Below are 20,251 nucleotides of genomic sequence, written 5' to 3'. Positions count from 1 at the left end.
TTATTCCGGCATATTTAACCAGTGCGGTCCTAAGGGTACTTTTGGCAATTTAAACTGCTTAGGATAATGCGCCTGAATGAAATACAGGCCATCGGGTGGGGCGGTGATTCCTGCTGCTTTACGGTCTTCTGCAGCAAAAATCTCGTCAATATGGTCAATCTCATACATGCCCTGACCAATCTCCAGCAGACAGCCCATGATGTTACGTACCATGTGATGCAGGAAGCCATCGGCCTGAATATCCAGAACCAGATAATTGCCATGACGGATCAGGCGACAATGGTGTACATGACGCACTGGCTGATTGGACTGACAGGCTGCGGCACGGAAGCTTTCAAAGTTATGGGTGCCCTCAAACTTGCTCGCTGCCTGAATCATCTTGTCGACATCTAGCTCATAGTAGATATGCGTCACCTGCTTATGCAGCAGGGCAGAACGGACGGGATGGTTATATACCACATAGCGATAGCGGCGAGCATTAGCTTTGAAGCGAGCATGGAAATCCATGTCCATTTCCTGAATCCATTGGATAGAAATGTCTTTGGGCAACTGGCTATTGCAACCACGCAGCCAGCCATATTCGGAACGGATTGCTTCGGTATCGAAATGCGCGACCATATTGGTGGCATGGACACCGGCATCGGTACGACCGGCACCATGCAGGATGATCGGCTCATTGGCAACTTTAGACAGTACTTTCTCAATGGTTTCCTGTACGCTTGCGACGCCGGGCTGCTGGGTTTGCCAACCTCTGTAGTGTGCTCCACTAAACTCAATACCGACCGCAAAACGCTGCATACTAACCTCAAGATTCAACTAATCGTACCAATGACGGTGCCATTGTTCTATGCTGTCGTATTGTAAATACATTTTTAGTGCTTTTGCATAAAGATCGGCATGACCATAGCCATCATTGAGCAAAATCTTGGAGTTTTGTACCCAGTCGGCAATGGCATAACGCTGATCTGTAGCCCCAAAAGGTACCTGAGTCGTCAGCACCAGTGCACAACCCACTGCATAAAACTGATCAAAAAGTTGGACGATTTCCGGATTTACAGCAAGGTTGCCTGTGCCGAAGCCTTGCAGAATCAGAAAATGCGGTGGTGCTGCTAATAATTGTTTGAGGTTATACCATTGTTGCTCCAGCTCAATCGGCTGCATCATGAGGCTGATACAGTTAAATTGTGCAGCTTTAGTTAAATCCTGTGCCTGTACAGTATATGCTTCAGGTTGAGGTGGTATTTTCACAGAGGCATCTACACCAGCAAAAGCTTTTAGCTCAGTGGTATGTTGTTTTAAGGCCGTTCTGCCATGTACCAGTTCCAGGTTAAAGGCCAGATAAACACCTTTTTCGACCTGAAGTGCTGAATCTAGGGCAAAGCACAGGTTTTCTAAAGCATCACTAAATTCCCGTGGTTTGTTGCCAGTAGCATTTAATAGAGGATATTGGCTACCTGTCAGTACCACATGGGCAGACTGTCCCAGAAAATGTGCCAGTACTGCACTGGCATAACTCATAGTATCTGTGCCATGGATAATGACAAAGCGCTGGTAACCCTTCGTTTGTAGTTGCTGAATCTGCTGAATTAAAGCTAGCCAGTCTTGTGCTGTGCAGGCACTACTGTCCTTGATTGCTGGTGCACAGAAGCATTCCACCGGATGAATATCTTGCTGTAAAAGTTCTTTTAATTTTGAAAAAAATAATTCGGCAGGCATGGGGGCGAGTGGATCGCCAACGCATCCAAAGGTTCCGCCCATATAGATCAGTGCAATGTTTTTCATCATAAAAAAAGCAGCCAAACGTGACTGCTTTAGTGTAAAACGAATTTGCTTAGGAAGCGATTTGATTCAGTAACTGATCGACTTGGGTACGTTGCTGAGGGGTGTAATCCACTTCTTTTTCTGCCAGGATTTCACGGGCAGCATCGTAAGCGCCTAATTGAATATACTGCTGGGCCAGATCAAGATTCAGTACGATCTCATCAACTTCGCTTAATTCGGGGAAAGATTGAACCAGCGGATCATCCTGGTTGGCTGAAGCAGTTGGAGCAGAAGGAATATCAAAGCTGATTGCAGAACTTGCTGGTTTTTCTGGCGCTGTATCCAGTTTGAATTCTGGTGTTGCAATTTCAGCCGGTGTCGTTGCTGATTCTGCTGTAGTTAAACTTGATAAATCAAACGCTGGAGCAGCAGAGGCTGCTTCTGGAGTTTGTGTGGCGATATTACTATCAATAGTAAAGGAGAAATCAAGTGGTTCAACTGCTTCAGATACTGGAGCTGGTTCAGCCTGTTCTGTAGTTCCCAGATCAAGATTAAACTCCATTGCCGGTGCAGCAGGTTCAACTTCAGTTTTTTCTGCTGTATCCAGATCAAAGCTAAAGTCTAGTGTTGGAGCTGTTGGTTCAGGTGCTGCAACAGGAGCAGGCTCTGATGCTGCTGGAGTTTCAGAAAAATTAAACTCTAAACCTGTTGATGCAGGCTGTTCTTCTTTTGCTTCCTTGGTAGATGAAGTCAGCGTTGGCTCAAAATTAAATTCCAGTGGCTGGATTTCATTTTGAACTGGGGCTGGTTCAACAACTGGTTTTTGCGTTTGGCTTTCTAGCTGAAGTTCATCGAAACTTAAGTCACTGCTTGGTGTATGAGTAGGTGATAGTTCTTCAAATGCTGTAGTATTGCTCGCTGGCGGAACTTCAGTAGAAGGAGTAGTTGAGCTTGGTTGAGCACTCGGGAAATCAATGACATCATCTTTAAGTGTAAGCGATTTTTCAAACGCTTCTTTTTTTGCTTCAGCCTGAGCAAGGATTTCATCTAGGCCCAATGAGCGAACATGATTGAGCAACTGGGAAATCGCAAACTCATCTTTTTGCTGGATATGAATATCAAGGAGCAATAAATAGAGTTCATGCTGACGATTATCTTTTTTAAGCGCCTGGTTGATTTGTGCTTCTGCCGCAAAGAAATTTGCTTCAGAGATCAGGCGCTCAATTTTCTTGCGTAGATCTGCAGAGAGTGGAACCACTTCCTGTGGTTTTGGCGCGACTTCTTCAACCACGCGGGTTTTCGGCGGAGTAGTACGTGCTGAACTTGCAGTTTTTTTGCTTTTTGCCGCAGTTGCTTTGGGTTTATCTGACCCTTGAGCATCCTGACGTTTTTTGACCACCAGCAAAACGACGATCAAAAGAATTAATGGAATCACATAAATCAGCATGTTAATACCCCTTGGAGATAGAGTGCTCCATATATCCACTCATCCCTGTAAATCAATTTCTGTAACGACTAGTTAATTGGCTTTTTTCGCTGCCTGATGTGCTTTGAGCTGTTGTTGCAGCTGGGCCAGGCGAGCATTTAATAATTGAATTTTCTGATCCTTTTGATTGAGTGCCAATTCTAATTCAGTTACGTTTCTCTGTAATTTAACGGTTTTTTCCCGAGCTGTCATAACTTTTAATGACAATTCTTTCGAAGTTTTACGGTCAACTGTGTTCTGATTAGCAGAAAGCTGTGTAGATTCTTTCTGGTTCTCAGCAATCAGGCTCATTTCGGCTTGATTGAGGCGATATTTAGTCGGACCCTTTGGTTTAGCTTGGGCCTGCGCAAGTTCTGCTGCATTCACTTTTACAGGCTGTTTTTGTGCTAGTGTAGTATCCAGATTCAATGCTGCACCTCGACGCAAACGGTTGGCATCACCCCCAATAAAGGCATGTTCATTATTTTTCTTGATTTGCTGCATCACTTCGCCAACGCCACGATTTTGTTGCTGGGCGATGCGTGCCGCAATTTTCCAAAGTGACTCATTCGATTGCACCACATAAGTGGCTTTTGCTGTAGAAGGGCTGGCTACAGGGCGTGGAGTCGCTGGTTTTGCCTGATGCATAGGCGTTTCAGCCTGCGCAGGTTTTGTAGATAGCATCTCTTGCTTGGCCGCTGCCAGTTGCTCTTGATACTTCTTCACCAGCGGATCACTAGATTGGCTTTGCGGCGCAACAGCGAGTTGAGTTGCTGCTGGTTTTGTAGTAGTACTTTGAGCAGTTGGTGCCGGTATCTCAGCTTTAGTTGGCGTCGCTGTAGGAGCTTGTGTTTCAGTAACTGTTTTCGGGGCAGCTTGTGCAGTAGCTGCAGTCTCAGCTTGTGCCATCATTTTATCTGCTGGTTTAACCGGTAGAGATGGTGCTACTGAGACTTGAGGTGCTGGAGTTACTGGTGCTGCTACAAAAGCTGCTGTCGGGGCAGGTTGAGCTACAGACAGCGGTGCTACAGTTGTTGGTGCTTTTTGCGGACTTATGTTAAGCGGTTTTTCAGCAGTGACGGGTGCTGCAGTAATTTTTTGTGGGATTGAACTTAGAGACAGTGGCGGTGGTGACTGACGTTGCACAGCCAATGGTTTCTCTACGGTCTTGCTATTATTTGAAACTTGATATTGGGTACTGACAGGTAGATTCAGATCAATTTCTTTTTCATTCACTACGACAACTGGGGTTAATGGACGCTCATTCGCGCCTAGAGCAGCTTTCAGTAGATCAGTTTTAGGTCTGAGAGAAGTTTTAACATGCTGTAAGCGTGCAGCATTACCTTGTTTGATCTTAACTACAAAATTGAGGTCACGATCGGTAATAGGTCGGGAGGAGGTGATGGTAATCACACCAGTCCCATTACTGCTACGACGGGTGAAAAAGTTCAGGTGTCCCGGTGGCTGATGGGTCGTCCCCATCGACAGTAAATCTTCAGGTGTGGCTAGGCTGACTTCAATCGGTATATTGATGTCTGCCTGACGGAAATTGATTTCCGCATAGAGGAGTTCCCCAGGGGCCGATTGAACCTGAACGGGCTCAACCGTGATTGCAAAAGCAGGCTGTGCAATCATGATCGCTAAAATCGTAATTTTAAATTTGTTATATACAGTCATCTTAATTCTAGGCTCAGGCATCGTTCATATTAGGCCAATATGAATCGATGAGGATGTCTATGTTTGTTTAACTATTTTCATGATACTGACACAAAAAAGCCGATCAATAAAGATCGGCTTTTAGTTTGACTACAAGATGCTTAATTAAGCATTTTTGTAATCAATCAGGATGCGTAACATACGACGTAGTGGTTCAGCTGCACCCCAAAGTAATTGGTCCCCAACAGTGAATGCACCCAGGTATTCTTTACCCATGTTCATTTTACGTAGACGACCAACTGGAACAGTCAAAGTACCAGTCACTGCAACAGGAGTCAGGTCAGTCATGGATGCTTCGCGGGTATTTGGTACCACTTTCGCCCATTGGCTAGACTGACGGATCATATCTTCGATTTCATTCAATGGTACGTCACGTTTCAGTTTTAGAGTGATTGCCTGAGAGTGGCAGCGCATAGCACCGATACGTACACAGTGGCCATCAATCGGAACAATCTGAGAATTACCTAAGATCTTGTTGGTTTCAACCTGACCTTTCCATTCTTCTTTAGACTGACCGCTTTCTAATTGCTTGTCGATATAAGGGATCAGCGAGCCAGCGAGTGGTACACCAAAGTGTTCAGAAGGGAAGCCTTCTCCACGTTGCAGCGCAGCGATTTTAGAATCGATTTCCAGAATTGGAGATTTAGGGTCATCCAGTAGGTCTTTGGTGTTGTTATACAGGTAGCCCATGCCAGTGATCAGCTCACGCATGTTCTGTGCACCGGCACCAGACGCTGCCTGATAAGTCATGGAAGTCGCCCATTCCACCAGATTATTCTGGAACAATGAACCCAGACCCATCAGCATCAGGGAAACAGTACAGTTACCACCCACGAAAGTTTTGGTGCCTTTTACCAGCCCGTCTTTGATCACGTTCAGGTTGACTGGATCCAGCACGATGATCGCTTCATCGTCCATACGTAGGGTAGATGCAGCATCAATCCAGTAGCCATCCCAGCCTTCAGCTTTCAGTTTAGGGAAAACTGCAGTGGTATAGTCACCACCTTGGCAGGTAATAATGACATCCATTTGCTTCAGACTGTTAATGTCTGTTGCATCCATAAGTGCTGGGGCAGTCTTTCCACCAAACGCAGGTGCTTTGCCACCCGCATTACTGGTAGAGAAATAGAATGGCTCAAAATGAGCAAAATCATTCTCTTCAACCATACGTTGCATAAGGACGGAACCAACCATCCCGCGCCAACCGACCAGACCTACTTTCATGTCACTTTGCCTCGGTGCGTTAAAAAATTAAAGGGGGTTCGAGTGTACCAAAAAGGCAATCAACTGCAATAGCTACACAATCGAAACATCAATATTATTGAGCGAAATATCTTGTTTATGATACATAAAAAATTGATAACGATGATTTTCTTTCAGAAAAAATAATGACATAGCAAAGAGCCACTTTATGATTTTGTTTATTCAGCTATTGGCAGTACTGGTCATCTGGCTCAGTTTCTGGTCCCTGATTCCCCGTGATGAATGGTGGATTCGCGGCGCCGATTTTCCCAGACTGCAAATTCTGATGATCGGATTTATAGCGCTGGCTCTATATATTTTCTGGGAACATCCCTGGACCATTGTTGACCAGATTATTTTTGTTGGACTACTAGCTGCACAGGCTTATCAGCTGAAGATGGTGCTACCTTATACCTTTATCTGGAAGAAACAGGTCAAGCATGTCCGAAAAGAACAACTGGATTCGAATAGACAAATATCCTTGTTAGTTTCCAATGTGCTGATGACCAACCAGAAATACCATCTGCTGATTGATCAAGTCCAGAAATTGCAACCAGATCTGCTACTGACCCTAGAAACCAACAAAGAATGGCAAAAACAACTGTCAGTTATTGAGCCGGATTATCCTTATAGGGTCGCTGTACCGCTCGAAAACCTGTACGGGATGCATTTATATAGCAAGCTGAAACTCAGCAACACCGAAATCAAGTTTATCCTCAGTGATGAAATTCCTTCGATTCATACCACGGTGACGTTACGTTCAGGACATTCGGTGCAGCTGTACTGTCTGCACCCCAAGCCACCGAGTCCGACGGAAGCTGAAGACTCCAAGCTACGTGATGCTGAACTACTGATGGTAGGGGATCAGATCAAGGATCTGGATGAAAGCTGTATCGTCATGGGTGACTTGAATGATGTGGCCTGGTCACGGACCACACGTTTGTTTCAGCGCATCAGTGGCTTGCTCGATCCCCGAGTTGGGCGGCGCTATGTGAATACCTTTCATGCCGATTATCCGTTCTTCCGCTGGTCGCTCGACCATGTGTTTCATAGCACCGATTTCGCCTTAGTACACATGGAACGTCTCCCACATGTTGGCTCTGATCATTTTCCAGTTTATGTGGTACTGCAAACTGGACGTGTCTTTGACCAGGTGCAGGAGGAACTTGAGCAGACGGATGCAGATGAACAGGAGGCCCAGGAAGCAATACAGGAAGGTATTGAAAAGGCAGAAAAAGAAGAAAAGATCGTGACCGATGAACTGGCTCAAGCTTATAAAAAATAGCTCAAAATTGTGATGGATTTATCGGAAAAGTGTACGAAATTGCTTACGTAGATTGCGGTTGATAGCGAATATTCATGCTTGGGAATTTTCAGTATTCTGATCACATCAGCACAGGGAGTCGAGAAGGGAATTTCTCATAAGGAAGACGAAGCTGAATGAAGACATCATGGACATGATGATGACAGGGAAATCACAATAAGAGCAAGAATAACAACATTGAAAGCACAACCTCATTAGCCCGGGTTTTACAGGATGTAGAACCCGGGTTATATATTTTATGCAGCAATGAAATTTAATTTATATTTAACTGATAATTAAAATAAATTATCTAATAATTATGAGTTTTGTGAGGCTTTAGGCTTCTCATGTATAGGGAAGCCCTCTGGGTTTATATAGGAACAGTTCATTTAGCCTGTTGGGCAACTTGTTGATATAGGTCCAATGTCTGATTACACATATCTTCCAGACTGAACATGGTTACAGGTGCAACTTCTTGTGGTGAGTCGATATGCGTTTGTACAGTTTTATATAGGCTTTCCTGATCATCGACTTTAATCAAGCCTTGTGGATACAGATGTGACAGGATTTCTGCGACACCACCACGGTTCCAGCCGATTACGGGTGTGCCGACTGAAAGAGCCTCAAGGGCAGTCCGTCCAAAGGTTTCAGCTTGGTTCGACAAAGACAGAACCACATCACTGAAAGCCAGCCATTCCCGGATGTCAGAACGGTGGCCGACAAAAGTGATATGTTCACGTAAACCTTTATTCTGAATGGTTTCTTCCAGCTCTTTCAGATAGGTGGCTTTTTTCGGATCTGCACCACCAACTACGACGGCATGCGCCTGCGGATATTTAGCAAGCAATTTTTCAATCAAGTTAATCAGGGTTTCATGGCCTTTTAGCCGGGTAATACGCCCAGGCAAGCAAATCAGGAATTTGTTTTCCAGTTCAGGAAAATCTTTAAAGGACTGGTTGATCCACTGGGCAGAAGGCTGGTAGCCATGCGGAAAAGCCTGCGGGTCAATGCCGCGGTAAATACGCATAATATCTTGTGGGGGACAGTTTTTATAATTATCCGTAATGTATTTCACCACACTGTCGGAAACGGCAATGACTTTTTCTGCCTGAGTCATGATCTGGCTATAACGGTTAATCGAATAGAAACCATGCACCGTACTAATCAGATGGGGACGTTTGTGTGCTGGTATGCCTTTGAGGGCGAAATGGGTCAGCCAGGCAGGTACACGGGAACGTACATGCACAATGTCTGGCTGATGTTGTTCGATCAGTCGACGTAGTGGACGAATCTGCCAAAGACTGGATAATGCTTTTTTATGGATCGGCAAAGTTAAATGGGTCGAACCTTCAGCTTCCAGCTGAGCCACCAGTCGGCCTCCATTGGAGATAACTAGCGACTCATGTCCAGCAGCCACCAGTGCCCGGGCAATTTCTAGTGTTCCACGTTCCACACCACCGCTATTCAGTTCAGGCAAAAGCTGCATCACTTTCATGTTTATTTCCTTGTGTTTGTGGATCAGTAAATAGATTCATAACCCTCTGGGCGGGTCTTAAAGCGGCGGTGGAACCACATATATTGGGTTGGTGCGATTCGTAATTGACGCTCAATAATCTGATTCACGCGAGTTGCATCATCCAGTTCATCTTCGCTTGGCAGGTTTTCCACAGGTGGCTCAATCAACACATGGTATTTCGGATCTTTGATATCCCCATGACGGTAGAAATACAGTGGAATCGCAGCGGCTTTGGTCATTTTCAGTAAACGACGGTGTGCAGTTACCGTCGCAGCCGGAACACCAAAGAAGGGCGCCATGATCCCTTGCTTGAGACCAAAATCCTGATCCGGACTGTACCAGATCGCATGCCCATTTTTTAGGTTACGCACCAGACCACGCATATCATCATGATCAATTTGATTTGCATAAATCGTGGCACGGCAGCGATAAATCAGCATATCTAGTAGGGGATTATTCTGCGGACGATAGACCACGTCTGGTTCAAAATATTGTGAACAGAGATAACCACCAGCATCTAATAGGGTGGAGTGCGTTCCAAGCAATAAAACACCTTTACCCTCAGCTTGTGCTTGCTGGATATATTGTAAACCTTCAATCGTGACACGACCTTTAAACCATTTTGGGGTGTACCAGGCATTCAGGGTTTCAAAAATCCCCGTCATCTGATCAATAAACACCTGACGGGCATTTTCCTGAACCTCCTGTTCAGACCATTCCGGAAAGCAGACTTCCAGATTACGTACAGTAGTTTTACGACGGGATTTTAAATATTTAAAACACAGGTTACCGATGATCTGTGCCAGTCGGTACTGGATTGCCCACGGTAAAATAGCCAGAATCATCAGGAATACAATGCCAATCCAGATACCCCAATACTGTGGAGACAGGAAAGACCATTGAAATTCACCGGGTTGGTAATCTGGCTTTTTACTCATAATATGCTGTTTAAACCTAAAGATAGCTGCAGTGTAGCAGAAGACGATTTTGAAATAAAAAAGCGAAAATAAAAAAGCACCTGTACGGATACAGATGCTTAAGTAGAGGGCGGTTGAAAAAACTAACCGGTGGTCATATTTTCCAGCTCATCCCAGCGCTCCAGTTTTTCCAGTAATAGCTCTTCAATTTCAGCCAGACGCTGGGACGCTTTGGTTGCTGCATCAGCATCAGTGACAAACCATGAACCATCCGCCAGTTTATCAGAAAGTTTAGCCTGTTCATTTTCCAGCGCTTCGATTTCTGCAGGCAGCTGTTCCAGTTCACGTTGATCTTTGTAGCTGAGTTTTTTCTTTGGTGTTGCTGGCGCGGGTGCAGCAGCGGCTTCCGCTTTGGCTTGGGCTTTTTTCACCGCTGCTTTCTGGTCGACGACGGTCTGATCGGGGCGTTGCAATAGATAATCCTGATAGCCGCCTACATATTCATCAATATGGCCTTTACCGTCAAAGACCCAAGTTGAAGTCACCACATTGTCCATAAAGGCACGGTCATGCGAGATCAGCAGCAGGGTGCCTTTGTATTCAGACAGCATTTCTTCGAGCAGCTCAAGGGTCACCATATCCAGATCGTTGGTCGGTTCGTCCATCACGATCAGATTCGATGGTTTCAGCAACAGTTTTGCCAGCAGGATACGGTTACGTTCACCACCCGATAAAGCCTTAACCGGGGTACGGGCACGCTCTGGCGAGAACAGGAAGTCCTGTAAATAGCTATAGATGTGACGACGCTGACCGTTAATATCAACATGGTCTGAACCTTCAGCCACGTTATCTTTCACGGATTTTTCCAGATCAAGCACATTGCGTAGCTGGTCAAAGTAGGCAATTTCTAATTGGGTACCGGTTTTTACCTTGCCACCATGCTCGATTTCTCCCAGAATGGCTTTAATCAGTGTAGTTTTACCCACACCATTATCGCCAACTAGACCGATACGATCGCCACGCATCACCAGTGCAGAGAAATCTTTAATGATAGGCGGATTGTCACCAAACTTGACACTGAGATGTTCAATTTCAAACACTAATTTACCGGAACGCTGTGCTTCCTGAGTGGCCATGCTGACTTTGCCTTGCTGGAAGCGACGGGCTTTGGATTCTTCACGCAGCGCTTTTAACGCGCGGACACGGCCTTCATTACGGGTACGACGTGCCTTGATGCCTTGGCGAATCCAGGCTTCTTCTTCAGCCAGTTTCTTGTCAAACAAGGCATTCTGCTTTTCTTCTGCTTCCATCTGCTGCTGTTTCAGTTTCAGATAGCGTGAATAGTTGCCTTCATAACTACGCAGAATACCGCGATCGAGTTCCACGATACGGGTGGCGATGCTATCCACAAAGGCACGGTCATGCGAAATAAATAGCAGGGTCAGGTTATTTTGGTCGAGCAGAAATTTTTCCAGCCATTCGATACTTTCCACATCCAGATGGTTGGTTGGTTCATCCAGCAGCAGTACATCTGGCTGGCTGAGCAGGGCACGTGCCAATAACACACGACGCTTACGACCACCGGATAAATCAGCCAGATCCGCTTCTGGATCCAGTCCCATTTTACTGAGGATAGAATTCACTTTGGTTTCTAAAGCCCAGCCATCCAGTTGGTCCATTTGATGTTGCAAATGTCCCATGCGGTCACAGGCTTCCATATCACCGAGTACACAGGCATCACTCGCGGCATGGTAATCTCGAAGTACCTGAGCGGCCTCACCGGCACCTTCTGCGACAATGTCCGCCACTTTGCCCGAATCCATCGGCACATCTTGGGCTAACATTGAGATTGTGATGCCATTTTGTAAAGAAACTTCACCGCTGTCAGGGAGGAGACTTCCTTCGATCAATTTAAGTAGGGTAGACTTACCTTCACCATTACGGCCAATTAAACACACTCGTTCACCGCGTTCCAAACTGAAGTTTGCGCCGTCGAGCAGTGCGGGGCCGCCAAATGCAAGGTGGACATCCCGTAGGGTAATATATGCCATAATGGTTTCCTGGAATCCTAGATGAGGACTTAAAATGACTAAACAACAAAATCGAAATGATCAGGCGTCATTTTCCGCACCCATTGAAGATTTGCAAGTCCGAATTGCATTTTTGGATGATTTAGTTGAACAGCTCAACCAGCAAGTATCTAGGCAGAACCTGGAAATTGCAGATCTTCATAAGCAGATGAAGCTGCTGTATCAACGCATCGAAGAGGCAGATTTGTCTGAAGGGATTGCGGCATTCGACCCGGTTGAAAATCGTCCACCTCATTATTAATGAAAGACTTAGTTTGCTGAAAACCCTCCTCGTGAGGGTTTTCGCTTTTATAGGACATAATTTAGTCAATTCGGCAAGATGCATCCGATGAAGCCGCGTACATTTAAAATTATTTGACCTTTAGGATTCATGCTAATCTAATAGCGTTCTCTCCCGTTTTTGACTTCAGATTGTTTTTCCCATGTCTCCGAAAGTTGTTTTACTCGACCTTGAAAATAATTTCCCGACAGCCAGTCTGTTGCGAGATATCACCAAGCATTTTTCTACCCTGTATCTGTTCAGTTGTGCCGGTAAGTTTGAATTTGAACTGACCGATCTGACCGAGTTTGCAGAATGGATTGCCACCGGGCAAATCGTGATTCTGGATACGCCAAAGGCAGAGCAGCGTGAATATGAATATGCGGTGGTAGTGGGCCAGTTGATGGCGCTGCTGGAAGATGGAACGCATGTTGAACTGATTTCAGCCATGGACAGCAGTGAAATGCTGATGCAGATGCTGATCGGTTCCAATATCAGTTGCAGTCTGATTCAGGTACAGGCCGAAGCAGAATCTGAAAATAAGCCAGCGAGCAAATTCAAGCTGCCAAGTATCGAAACCATTCAGAAAAAACCGGCTTTGCAGTTAGTGAAAAAATACTGTGATGCCTTGGCGAAAATGACAGGCAAACCAACCACGCTGGAAACCCTGAAAAATTCGATGATGAATATCTTGCAGGTGGTGCCGGAAAAGGCGCAGCATCTGGTGGGTATGCTGATTAATCTCAAGATCGTCAAGCGTTATGAAGATCAGATTGCCTTCCGTAAAAAAATCCTTAAACAGTGGTCGCAACTGGATCTCAACGCTGGTAAAAATACACCAGGTGATCTGAGTCAGGCGATTGCAGAGCTGAGTTTTAACCAGCCTGAAACTGAGGAAGAGCAGAAACCAACAGTTCAGTCAGCACAGCAAGCCTTGTTCCGCAATTTTTCCCGGATTGATCATGTGCAGTTGGAAGTGGCACGTAAGTTACGTGAACTGCAGGCGGACAAGCCAAAAGACATTTATGAATTGCGTGATCTGCTGGAAGAGCTGTTCCCGAAATCCGATGTACGTCTGCTGCTCAAGGAACTGATTGAAAAAGGTTATATTTATTGGAATGGCCACGAAGTGTTATATAGTCATGAAATGTCTTTGAATTAGAAGAATTTCATGAGGGGCTATGAAGAAAATTTTATTACTGGATATTGAGAACGTACATAAAAACGGTGAGGAAATCAGTCAGTATCTACAGCAGTATGCCAAAATTTATATTGCTTATGCCAATCCTCAGATCAAGTTCAACTTGGATGAACTGAATGCTTTGGCCCCATTTGTGGTTGAAAAGCGTTTAAAACTATTAAAAATGCCAAAAAGTGGACCGAACTCAGCCGATTTCGGTCTTTCTTTTTTGGCGGGTCAATTGTCAATCAAAGAACAGAAGAAAAAGGCTTTTTTTGATGTCATGTCGAATGACCGTTCGATGGAATATATTGTCGATTTGCTGAGCTTAAATGGTTTTCAGGCCCGAGTGGTGAAGCAGAAAAAAGTGGAAGTTGCTACGACTGAGCCGGCTTTATCTGCAGTAAATGAACCAGTCCAAAACCTCCAGCCTTTTACCTTGAAATATTGTGAAAATTTACTCAAAGCTAATTTTAGCCGGCCAGCGAAAGTCGATTCATTGCTGAATTCGATTAAGGCGAGTCTGAAGCTAGAAGATCAGGAAGCCAGCATTGTGATCGAAAGTATGCGCCGCTCCAAAATCATCCAGATTGAAAATAAGAAAGTGATTTATGAAAATAATTTGATCGAAAAGTACCTTAAAATTTCCGCCTAATATTCTGCTGTTTTTACTTGAGCTGATCGGCATTTACTTGAATTTATAAGCGGACACTTGCCTTTTATATTGTGCTTATGCAACTCTAATAATAGAACATAAAGGTTGAGCTATGGAAAATACAGGAATCTGGGTCGCCGTCGTTATCATCGTATTTGTACTGGGGTCTATTTTTGGTCTGCGTGTCAGTCCGCGAGAAAAGGCTTTGGGCATCATGCGTGAGAAAGCACGTAAGATGGGGCTGCATCCACGTCTGGTGGCTGCGCCTGACTGGACCAAAGTGCCGATGGCAACGGAAAAACGTGCCAGCATGGTGGCCTATTACAGTGTGCTGATTCCAGAAGCTCGTCTGCCATTGATGCGTGCCTGTGTGGTCGAACAGAAATTGCAGGTTGTCGAAGGGGATGAGAAATTTAAAGATTTTCCCATTGCATTAAAGGGCATTTATGCTATTGATATGCAGGCAAACTGTGTTGGACTGTATTGGGATGAAGAATCTGACTTAAAAGCAACCCAGCTCGACGACATCAAGGCACTTTTACACACCTTGGCTGAACTTTAATTTTTTAGAATATACAGGATTAACGGTTAATTATGGCGAATGCTCCTCGGTCCACATCAAAAAGCAGCACAGCGAAGTCTTCTGAGGCTGGAAGTAAGCGTGCCTTGGTGATTGTGGAGTCGCCTGCAAAAGCGAAAACAATCAACAAATATCTCGGTCCGAATTACATCGTGAAATCATCGGTGGGTCACGTCCGTGACTTGCCGACAGGTGGTTCTGCTAAAACGGCCGAGAAAAAGCCAGCGACGCGAACCAAGCTGACTGAAGCGGAAAAAGCGGAAAAATCACAGCAGGCGTTGATTAACCGTATGGGCGTCGACCCGGAACATGGCTGGAAAGCCAAATACGAAGTGCTTCCGGGCAAAGAAAACGTTGTTTCTGAACTGAAAAAACTGGCATCGCAGGTCGATGAAGTCTACCTGGCAACGGATTTGGACCGTGAAGGGGAAGCAATTGCCTGGCACTTAAAAGAAGTGATTGGCGGCGATGATTCACGTTACCAGCGTGTAGTCTTTAACGAAATTACCAAAAATGCCATTCAGGAAGCGTTCAAGCATCCAACCCGTCTGGATACCAACAAGGTCAACGCGCAGCAGGCACGCCGCTTCCTGGACCGTGTTGTTGGCTTCATGATCTCGCCATTGCTGTGGGAAAAAATTGCGCGTGGTCTGTCTGCTGGTCGTGTGCAGTCGGTTGCAGTGAAACTGGTAGTGGAACGTGAACGTGAAATCCGCAAGTTTATTCCTGAAGAATACTGGCAGGTGTTTGCTGATACCAAAGCCAAAAAAGATGATATTCGCTTAGAAGCGGTTAAGCAGAATGGCAAGACTTTAAAACTGCACAACAAAGCGGAAACGGATGCTTTACTGGATGTGCTGAAAGCTGCGGAATATAAAGTCATCAGCCGTGAGGACAAACCCACTAAGGTCAATCCAAGCGCGCCGTATATCACTTCGACTCTGCAACAAGCCGCAAGTACGCGTCTTGGTTTCTCGGTGAAGAAAACCATGATGCTGGCACAGCGTCTGTATGAAGCAGGTTTCATTACCTATATGCGTACCGACTCGACCTTCCTGAGCGATGATGCAGTCAATATGGTGCGTGGCCATATTGAAATGGAATATGGCGAGAAATATTTACCAGCCAAGCCTAACCGTTATGGCAATAAGGCCGGTGCACAGGAAGCCCACGAAGCGATACGTCCGTCTAATGTGGCATTGAAAGGGGATAGCCTACAGGGTGTAGAACGTGATGCACAGCGTCTGTATGACCTGATCTGGCGCCAGTTTGTGGCCTGTCAGATGACACCAGCAGAATACCTGTCATCCACTATTCTGGTCGATGCCAATGGTGTTGAGCTGAAAGCCAAAGGCCGTATCCTGGTATTTGATGGCTTTACTAAAGTTCGTGGCCAAAACAAATCTGATGATGATGTGCTGTTGCCTGCGGTAAAAGTCGGTGAAGTACTGAAACTGGAAAAACTGGATCCATCTCAGCACTTCACTAAACCACCGGCTCGTTTTACTGAAGCATCATTAGTGAAAGAACTCGAGAAAAAGGGTATTGGTCGTCCTTCGACTTATGCTGCCATTATCTCAACCATTCAGGATCGTGGTTATGTAAAACTGGAAAACCGTCGTCTCTTTGCTGAGAAGATGGGCGAGATCGTCACAGATCGTCTCGATGAAAGCTTTAATAACCTGATGAATTATGACTTTACCGCCGATCTTGAAGGCCAGCTGGATAAAGTGGCAGATGGTGAGCGTAACTGGAAAGAGCTGCTGGACAGCTTCTACGGTGATTTCAAACATCGTCTGACTACGGCACAGGGTGAGAACGGCATGCGCCGTAACCAGCCGGTAGAAGTCGATGCAGTGCACTGTAAAGAATGTGACCGCCCAATGCAGATCCGTACCGGCACCACCGGGGTGTTCTTGGGCTGTTCAGGCTATAACCTGCCACCAAAAGAACGCTGTAAAGGGACACTGAACCTGACTCCGGTAGAGTCATTGGCAGCATTGTCAGATGATGATGCCGCTGAAACTGCTGACCTGATGTCGAAAAAACGTTGTCCAGTTTGCGGAACTGCTATGGACAGCTATGTGATTGATGGTGGCCGTAAACTGCATATCTGTGGGAATAACCCGGACTGTGCCGGTTATGAGCTGGAAGAAGGCGAGTTCAAGATTAAGGGTTACGATGGTCCAACCATTCCATGTGATAAATGTGATGGGGAAATGCAGCTGAAAACTGGCCGTTTTGGTCCATACTTTGCCTGCACCAGCTGTGACAATACCCGTAAAGTCTTGAAAAATGGTCAGCCTGCGCCTCCGCGTGTGGATCCAATCAGGATGGAACACCTGCGCTCAACCAAGCATGATGATTACTTTGTCCTGCGTGATGGTGCTGCCGGTCTATTCTTGGCAGCCAGTAAGTTCCCGAAAGTACGTGAAACCCGTGCGCCGAAAGTTGCTGAATTGCGTACTGTAGCCGATCAGCTGGATCCAAAATATCAGTTCCTGTTACAGGCGCCAGATACTGATCCAGATGGAAACCCGACTTTGGTGAAATTCAGCCGTAAGAACCAGGCACAATATATCGGTTCGGAAACGTCTGAAGGTAAGCAAACCAAATGGTCCATGATCTATAAAGATGGAAAATGGGTGGAAGCCTAAGTTTTAAAATCAAAAAATGTCGACTCCGGTCGGCATTTTTTATGGATAATACAAATGAATAAAAACAACAAGTCAAGTTGATCTGAACGTATGTGGAAAAAAATCCGAATCCTGATTCTGCTGCTGATTTTATTTGTAGTCGCCGTGAATGCTTATCGGGATCAAAATCAGGACTGGTCCAAACCGGTCTTTGTGCTCTTGCATCCAATTAATGCCGATGGTTCAGCAATAACCCAGCAATATATCCAGCAGCTGTCTGCTGAAGACTTGAATGGGGCACGAGAATACTTGGAAAAAGCAGCACAGCAATACCGTGGACAGCCGACCTATTTTTATTTCAATCTTGGCCGTGAACTAAAACAATTACCACCGAAAGTGCCGGAGCAGGCTTCGATTTTAGATACTATTTTCTGGAGTCTAAAATTCCGCTTCTATGCCTGGCAACAGCAGCAAAGTTCAGACCCATCAGCCAATGTCACGTTATACCTAAATTATTACGATCCAGCCCGGAACAAGGTGTTGAAGCATTCCACGGCTTTGCAAAAAGGCCGGATTGGTTCGGTCAATCTGTTTGCATCGAAAAAACAGACTGAACAGAACAAGATTGTGCTGGTGCATGAATTGCTGCATGCCTTTGGTGCCAGTGATAAATATGATTTGAGTACAGGACAGCCGATCTATCCAGCAGGTTATGCTTTCCCGAATCAGCAGCCTTTATTTCCACAAGCCAAAGCCGAGTTAATGGCCGGCTATATCCCAACTTCACAAACCAGCAGCAAAATGCCAGAGTCTTTAAATCAGACTCTGATTAATGAAATCACGGCGATTGAGCTGGGCTGGAAACGCTAATGTGGATAACACTGAATTTATCCACAGTTTTTAAACTTCTTGTGGATAAATTAAGCGAATATCTCACAAATTTATCTATCATTTAGATGCATAATCAAAGTCATAACCAATAACTTGAGAACAATATGAAGACTGTTGGAAATGATTTAGTTCGTCATCAATTGCATGAAAATCGCAAGTGGTATCTAGGTTTGGGTACTTTGCTAGTGCTGTTTGGTATTGTGCTATTGGCATCCTTACCATTTGCCACACTGTCAGTGGTATTCCTGTTTGGTGTGCTGATGATGATTGGGGGCATGGTTCACCTGATTGCAGGAATTAAAATCTTTGATGGGGCATTCCGTTGGTTGTGGCTACTATTCGGGATTTTATATTTTGTCGCGGGTTATTATGCCTTTGGTACTCCAGTCAAAACTGCGATTGTGCTGACTAATCTGTTGGCGATTGTCCTGATCATTGCAGGTGTAATTCGTGTCTTAAATGCTTTTATCTTTAAAGCGTTTCGTGGTTGGGGCTGGACCTTGTTCTCCGGCATTCTGACCTTAGCTACTGGAATCATCATTTTGCTGTCACCAGATGCGCCGTTCTGGGTATTGGGTGCCTTCCTGGCGATCGATATATTATTTCAGGGCATCAATTATCTAAGCTTGGCTTCCTATATCAAACATCGTGTGCCAAAAAGTTCAGCAGATATTTAAAGAATCATTGTAAGAAAGAGCACAAATCGGCGCTCTTTTTTATTGGTATGTTTTGCTTTACCTGTAAGATGGAAAAGCATTTATAAGTGATGAAAACCATATAAAGCGGTCACACTACTTGATGAAAACTTTTGTTCTAGCTCCAGATTCCTTTAAAGAAAGTATGACTGCTGAGCAGGCTTGTCAGGCTATGCAACGTGGTATTTTGCAGGTTTTTCCTGATGCGCGTTGTATTGCTGTGCCTATGGCGGATGGTGGTGAAGGAACCGTATATGCCTTGTTACACTCATTAGAAGGGCAGCGTATTGCCTGTACCGTTACTGGTCCTTTAGCAAGCCAGCAGGTTGAAACTTATTTTGCTGTAGTCGATCAGGGGCAAACTGCTGTCATTGAAATGGCCAAAGCCAACGGTATTCATCTGCTGGAAAGTTCCCACCGTAATCCAATGCTGACCTCAACTTTTGGTACGGGTGAGATGATCAAGCAAGCACTGGATCTTGGTGTAAAGAAAATCATTATTGGACTTGGTGGCAGTGTCACTAATGATGGTGGTGCCGGGATGGCGCAGGCACTGGGTGTGCAGTTTTTCAATGCTGTAGGTGAGCAGATCCAGGTTTGTGGTGGCAACCTGGATCAGGTTGAGCGAATTGATTTTTCAAACTTGGATCATCGTTTAAAAAATACGGAAATTCTGATTGCTTCAGATGTAAATAATCTGCTGTGTGGACCGAATGGGGCTTCGGTCATCTTTGGGCCACAGAAGGGAGCAACGCCGGACATGGTGCAGCAGCTGGATAGAAATCTCAGTCATTTTGCTGATCGGGTAGAAACTGGTTTAGGTATTTCCAAAAGAAATATTCCGGGTGCGGGTGCAGCCGGTGGTTTGAGTTTTGGCCTGATGGCTTTTGCTGAAGCTAAGCTGCAATCCGGTGTGGAATTAATTATTCAACAAAGCCGGTTGGCCGAAAAAATCGCGCAGGCAGATGTTGTGCTAACTGGTGAAGGTAAGATTGATTACCAAACAGCTTTAGGAAAAACCCCGTTTGGCGTAGCTCAGGTCGCCCAGCAATTGAATAAACCGGTAATTGCGTTCGCAGGTTTGGTCGGTGAAGGGGTTGAGTCACTGTATGAGAGTGGATTTAGTCAAATTATCGGGATTAATCCTCCGGATTTTTTATTGGAAGAAGTATTAAAAAATGCGGAAACCAATTTAGAAAAAGCGGTTGCTCAAACTGTTCAAAACATTCAGGAATAGGGTGTTTGAGTAAGATGGTCATTGCTGCAAAAGCTTTATAAAAAGACAAATATAAACGCGTAAGCAGATTTTACTTTTCAAGGATGAGAAACACTACTTCGCAAGCTA

Annotated in this window: 17 protein-coding genes; 9 read left to right on the top strand and 8 right to left on the bottom strand. The window is 45.2% G+C overall.

The annotated features are described in order from the left end of the window. The 5 genes from truA to asd all read right to left on the bottom strand — a co-directional run bounded on the left by truA (position 1) and on the right by asd (position 6,166). A complete protein-coding gene (gene truA / locus ABEF84_RS13385) occupies positions 1–798 on the bottom strand; it encodes a tRNA pseudouridine(38-40) synthase TruA (protein WP_034582806.1) in 798 nt (265 codons plus the stop codon). 18 nt (positions 799–816) lie between these two features. Then, positions 817–1,785: an asparaginase domain-containing protein gene (locus ABEF84_RS13380; RefSeq protein ID WP_034582872.1), complete on the bottom strand. Its 969-nt coding sequence runs from the start codon at positions 1,783–1,785 to the stop codon at positions 817–819. 46 nt (positions 1,786–1,831) lie between these two features. After that, positions 1,832–3,208, bottom strand: coding sequence for a hypothetical protein (locus ABEF84_RS13375; protein ID WP_034582804.1), 1,377 nt, complete (start codon positions 3,206–3,208; stop codon positions 1,832–1,834). Between the two features lie 72 nt (positions 3,209–3,280). Beyond that, positions 3,281–4,924 carry a FimV family protein gene (locus ABEF84_RS13370; protein WP_081403442.1) on the bottom strand — a complete coding sequence of 548 codons (1,644 nt, stop codon included), beginning with the start codon at positions 4,922–4,924 and terminating at the stop codon, positions 3,281–3,283. A gap of 123 nt (positions 4,925–5,047) precedes the next feature. Continuing rightward, positions 5,048–6,166 (bottom strand): aspartate-semialdehyde dehydrogenase, encoded by a 1,119-nt coding sequence (gene asd / locus ABEF84_RS13365; RefSeq protein WP_034582800.1) that lies wholly within the window; start codon positions 6,164–6,166, stop codon positions 5,048–5,050. A gap of 187 nt (positions 6,167–6,353) precedes the next feature. Here asd and ABEF84_RS13360 point away from each other — a divergent pair, with 187 nt between their 5' ends. Further along, a complete protein-coding gene (locus ABEF84_RS13360; RefSeq protein WP_034582799.1) occupies positions 6,354–7,469 on the top strand; it encodes an endonuclease/exonuclease/phosphatase family protein in 1,116 nt (371 codons plus the stop codon). 403 nt (positions 7,470–7,872) lie between these two features. Here ABEF84_RS13360 and ABEF84_RS13355 read toward each other — a convergent pair whose 3' ends face one another. The 3 genes from ABEF84_RS13355 to ABEF84_RS13345 form a co-directional block, all read right to left on the bottom strand. After that, positions 7,873–8,982 carry a glycosyltransferase family 4 protein gene (locus tag ABEF84_RS13355; RefSeq protein WP_347454680.1) on the bottom strand — a complete coding sequence of 370 codons (1,110 nt, stop codon included), beginning with the start codon at positions 8,980–8,982 and terminating at the stop codon, positions 7,873–7,875. A gap of 23 nt (positions 8,983–9,005) precedes the next feature. Further along, positions 9,006–9,941, bottom strand: coding sequence for an LpxL/LpxP family Kdo(2)-lipid IV(A) lauroyl/palmitoleoyl acyltransferase (lpxL, locus tag ABEF84_RS13350; RefSeq protein WP_034585088.1), 936 nt, complete (start codon positions 9,939–9,941; stop codon positions 9,006–9,008). Between the two features lie 122 nt (positions 9,942–10,063). Beyond that, positions 10,064–11,971, bottom strand: coding sequence for an ATP-binding cassette domain-containing protein (locus ABEF84_RS13345; RefSeq protein WP_034585090.1), 1,908 nt, complete (start codon positions 11,969–11,971; stop codon positions 10,064–10,066). A gap of 34 nt (positions 11,972–12,005) precedes the next feature. Between ABEF84_RS13345 and ABEF84_RS13340 the strand changes: the two genes are divergently transcribed. From ABEF84_RS13340 to ABEF84_RS13305, 8 genes are all read left to right on the top strand, one after another. After that, positions 12,006–12,251: a SlyX family protein gene (locus ABEF84_RS13340; protein ID WP_347453205.1), complete on the top strand. Its 246-nt coding sequence runs from the start codon at positions 12,006–12,008 to the stop codon at positions 12,249–12,251. Between the two features lie 181 nt (positions 12,252–12,432). Next, entirely contained in the window at positions 12,433–13,431 is a 999-nt protein-coding gene (locus tag ABEF84_RS13335; RefSeq protein ID WP_347454681.1) for a hypothetical protein, read from the top strand. Between the two features lie 19 nt (positions 13,432–13,450). Further along, positions 13,451–14,104, top strand: a complete 654-nt coding sequence (locus ABEF84_RS13330; protein ID WP_347453204.1) for a PIN domain-containing protein — start codon at positions 13,451–13,453, stop codon at positions 14,102–14,104. A 112-nt stretch (positions 14,105–14,216) separates the two neighbouring features. Beyond that, positions 14,217–14,666 carry an ammonium transporter gene (locus tag ABEF84_RS13325; protein ID WP_034585101.1) on the top strand — a complete coding sequence of 150 codons (450 nt, stop codon included), beginning with the start codon at positions 14,217–14,219 and terminating at the stop codon, positions 14,664–14,666. 32 nt (positions 14,667–14,698) lie between these two features. Beyond that, positions 14,699–17,341, top strand: coding sequence for a type I DNA topoisomerase (gene topA / locus ABEF84_RS13320; RefSeq protein ID WP_347453203.1), 2,643 nt, complete (start codon positions 14,699–14,701; stop codon positions 17,339–17,341). 90 nt (positions 17,342–17,431) lie between these two features. Beyond that, the gene (locus ABEF84_RS13315) at positions 17,432–18,190 is read left to right on the top strand and encodes a hypothetical protein (RefSeq protein WP_347453202.1); all 759 of its coding nucleotides are present in this window, start codon (positions 17,432–17,434) and stop codon (positions 18,188–18,190) included. A 125-nt stretch (positions 18,191–18,315) separates the two neighbouring features. Then, positions 18,316–18,888 carry an HdeD family acid-resistance protein gene (locus ABEF84_RS13310; protein WP_034584067.1) on the top strand — a complete coding sequence of 191 codons (573 nt, stop codon included), beginning with the start codon at positions 18,316–18,318 and terminating at the stop codon, positions 18,886–18,888. A gap of 121 nt (positions 18,889–19,009) precedes the next feature. After that, positions 19,010–20,143 carry a glycerate kinase gene (locus ABEF84_RS13305; protein WP_347454682.1) on the top strand — a complete coding sequence of 378 codons (1,134 nt, stop codon included), beginning with the start codon at positions 19,010–19,012 and terminating at the stop codon, positions 20,141–20,143. The last annotated feature ends 108 nt before the right edge of the window (positions 20,144–20,251 follow it).

It is taken from the genome of Acinetobacter sp. ANC 7912 (assembly GCF_039862785.1).
Taxonomy (GTDB): domain Bacteria; phylum Pseudomonadota; class Gammaproteobacteria; order Pseudomonadales; family Moraxellaceae; genus Acinetobacter; species Acinetobacter thermotolerans.
This window is presented reverse-complemented; position numbering and strand designations above follow the sequence as displayed.

What these genes read in the sequence shown, in the direction of transcription:
- truA (WP_034582806.1), bottom strand. Translation starts at nt 798, where the DNA reads ATGCAGCGTTTTGCGGTCGGTATTGAGTTTAGTGGAGCACACTACAGA.
- ABEF84_RS13380 (WP_034582872.1), bottom strand. Translation starts at nt 1,785, where the DNA reads ATGATGAAAAACATTGCACTGATCTATATGGGCGGAACCTTTGGATGC.
- ABEF84_RS13375 (WP_034582804.1), bottom strand. Translation starts at nt 3,208, where the DNA reads ATGCTGATTTATGTGATTCCATTAATTCTTTTGATCGTCGTTTTGCTG.
- ABEF84_RS13370 (WP_081403442.1), bottom strand. Translation starts at nt 4,924, where the DNA reads ATGCCTGAGCCTAGAATTAAGATGACTGTATATAACAAATTTAAAATT.
- asd (WP_034582800.1), bottom strand. Translation starts at nt 6,166, where the DNA reads ATGAAAGTAGGTCTGGTCGGTTGGCGCGGGATGGTTGGTTCCGTCCTT.
- ABEF84_RS13360 (WP_034582799.1), top strand. Translation starts at nt 6,354, where the DNA reads ATGATTTTGTTTATTCAGCTATTGGCAGTACTGGTCATCTGGCTCAGT.
- ABEF84_RS13355 (WP_347454680.1), bottom strand. Translation starts at nt 8,982, where the DNA reads ATGAAAGTGATGCAGCTTTTGCCTGAACTGAATAGCGGTGGTGTGGAA.
- lpxL (WP_034585088.1), bottom strand. Translation starts at nt 9,941, where the DNA reads ATGAGTAAAAAGCCAGATTACCAACCCGGTGAATTTCAATGGTCTTTC.
- ABEF84_RS13345 (WP_034585090.1), bottom strand. Translation starts at nt 11,971, where the DNA reads ATGGCATATATTACCCTACGGGATGTCCACCTTGCATTTGGCGGCCCC.
- ABEF84_RS13340 (WP_347453205.1), top strand. Translation starts at nt 12,006, where the DNA reads ATGACTAAACAACAAAATCGAAATGATCAGGCGTCATTTTCCGCACCC.
- ABEF84_RS13335 (WP_347454681.1), top strand. Translation starts at nt 12,433, where the DNA reads ATGTCTCCGAAAGTTGTTTTACTCGACCTTGAAAATAATTTCCCGACA.
- ABEF84_RS13330 (WP_347453204.1), top strand. Translation starts at nt 13,451, where the DNA reads ATGAAGAAAATTTTATTACTGGATATTGAGAACGTACATAAAAACGGT.
- ABEF84_RS13325 (WP_034585101.1), top strand. Translation starts at nt 14,217, where the DNA reads ATGGAAAATACAGGAATCTGGGTCGCCGTCGTTATCATCGTATTTGTA.
- topA (WP_347453203.1), top strand. Translation starts at nt 14,699, where the DNA reads ATGGCGAATGCTCCTCGGTCCACATCAAAAAGCAGCACAGCGAAGTCT.
- ABEF84_RS13315 (WP_347453202.1), top strand. Translation starts at nt 17,432, where the DNA reads ATGTGGAAAAAAATCCGAATCCTGATTCTGCTGCTGATTTTATTTGTA.
- ABEF84_RS13310 (WP_034584067.1), top strand. Translation starts at nt 18,316, where the DNA reads ATGAAGACTGTTGGAAATGATTTAGTTCGTCATCAATTGCATGAAAAT.
- ABEF84_RS13305 (WP_347454682.1), top strand. Translation starts at nt 19,010, where the DNA reads ATGAAAACTTTTGTTCTAGCTCCAGATTCCTTTAAAGAAAGTATGACT.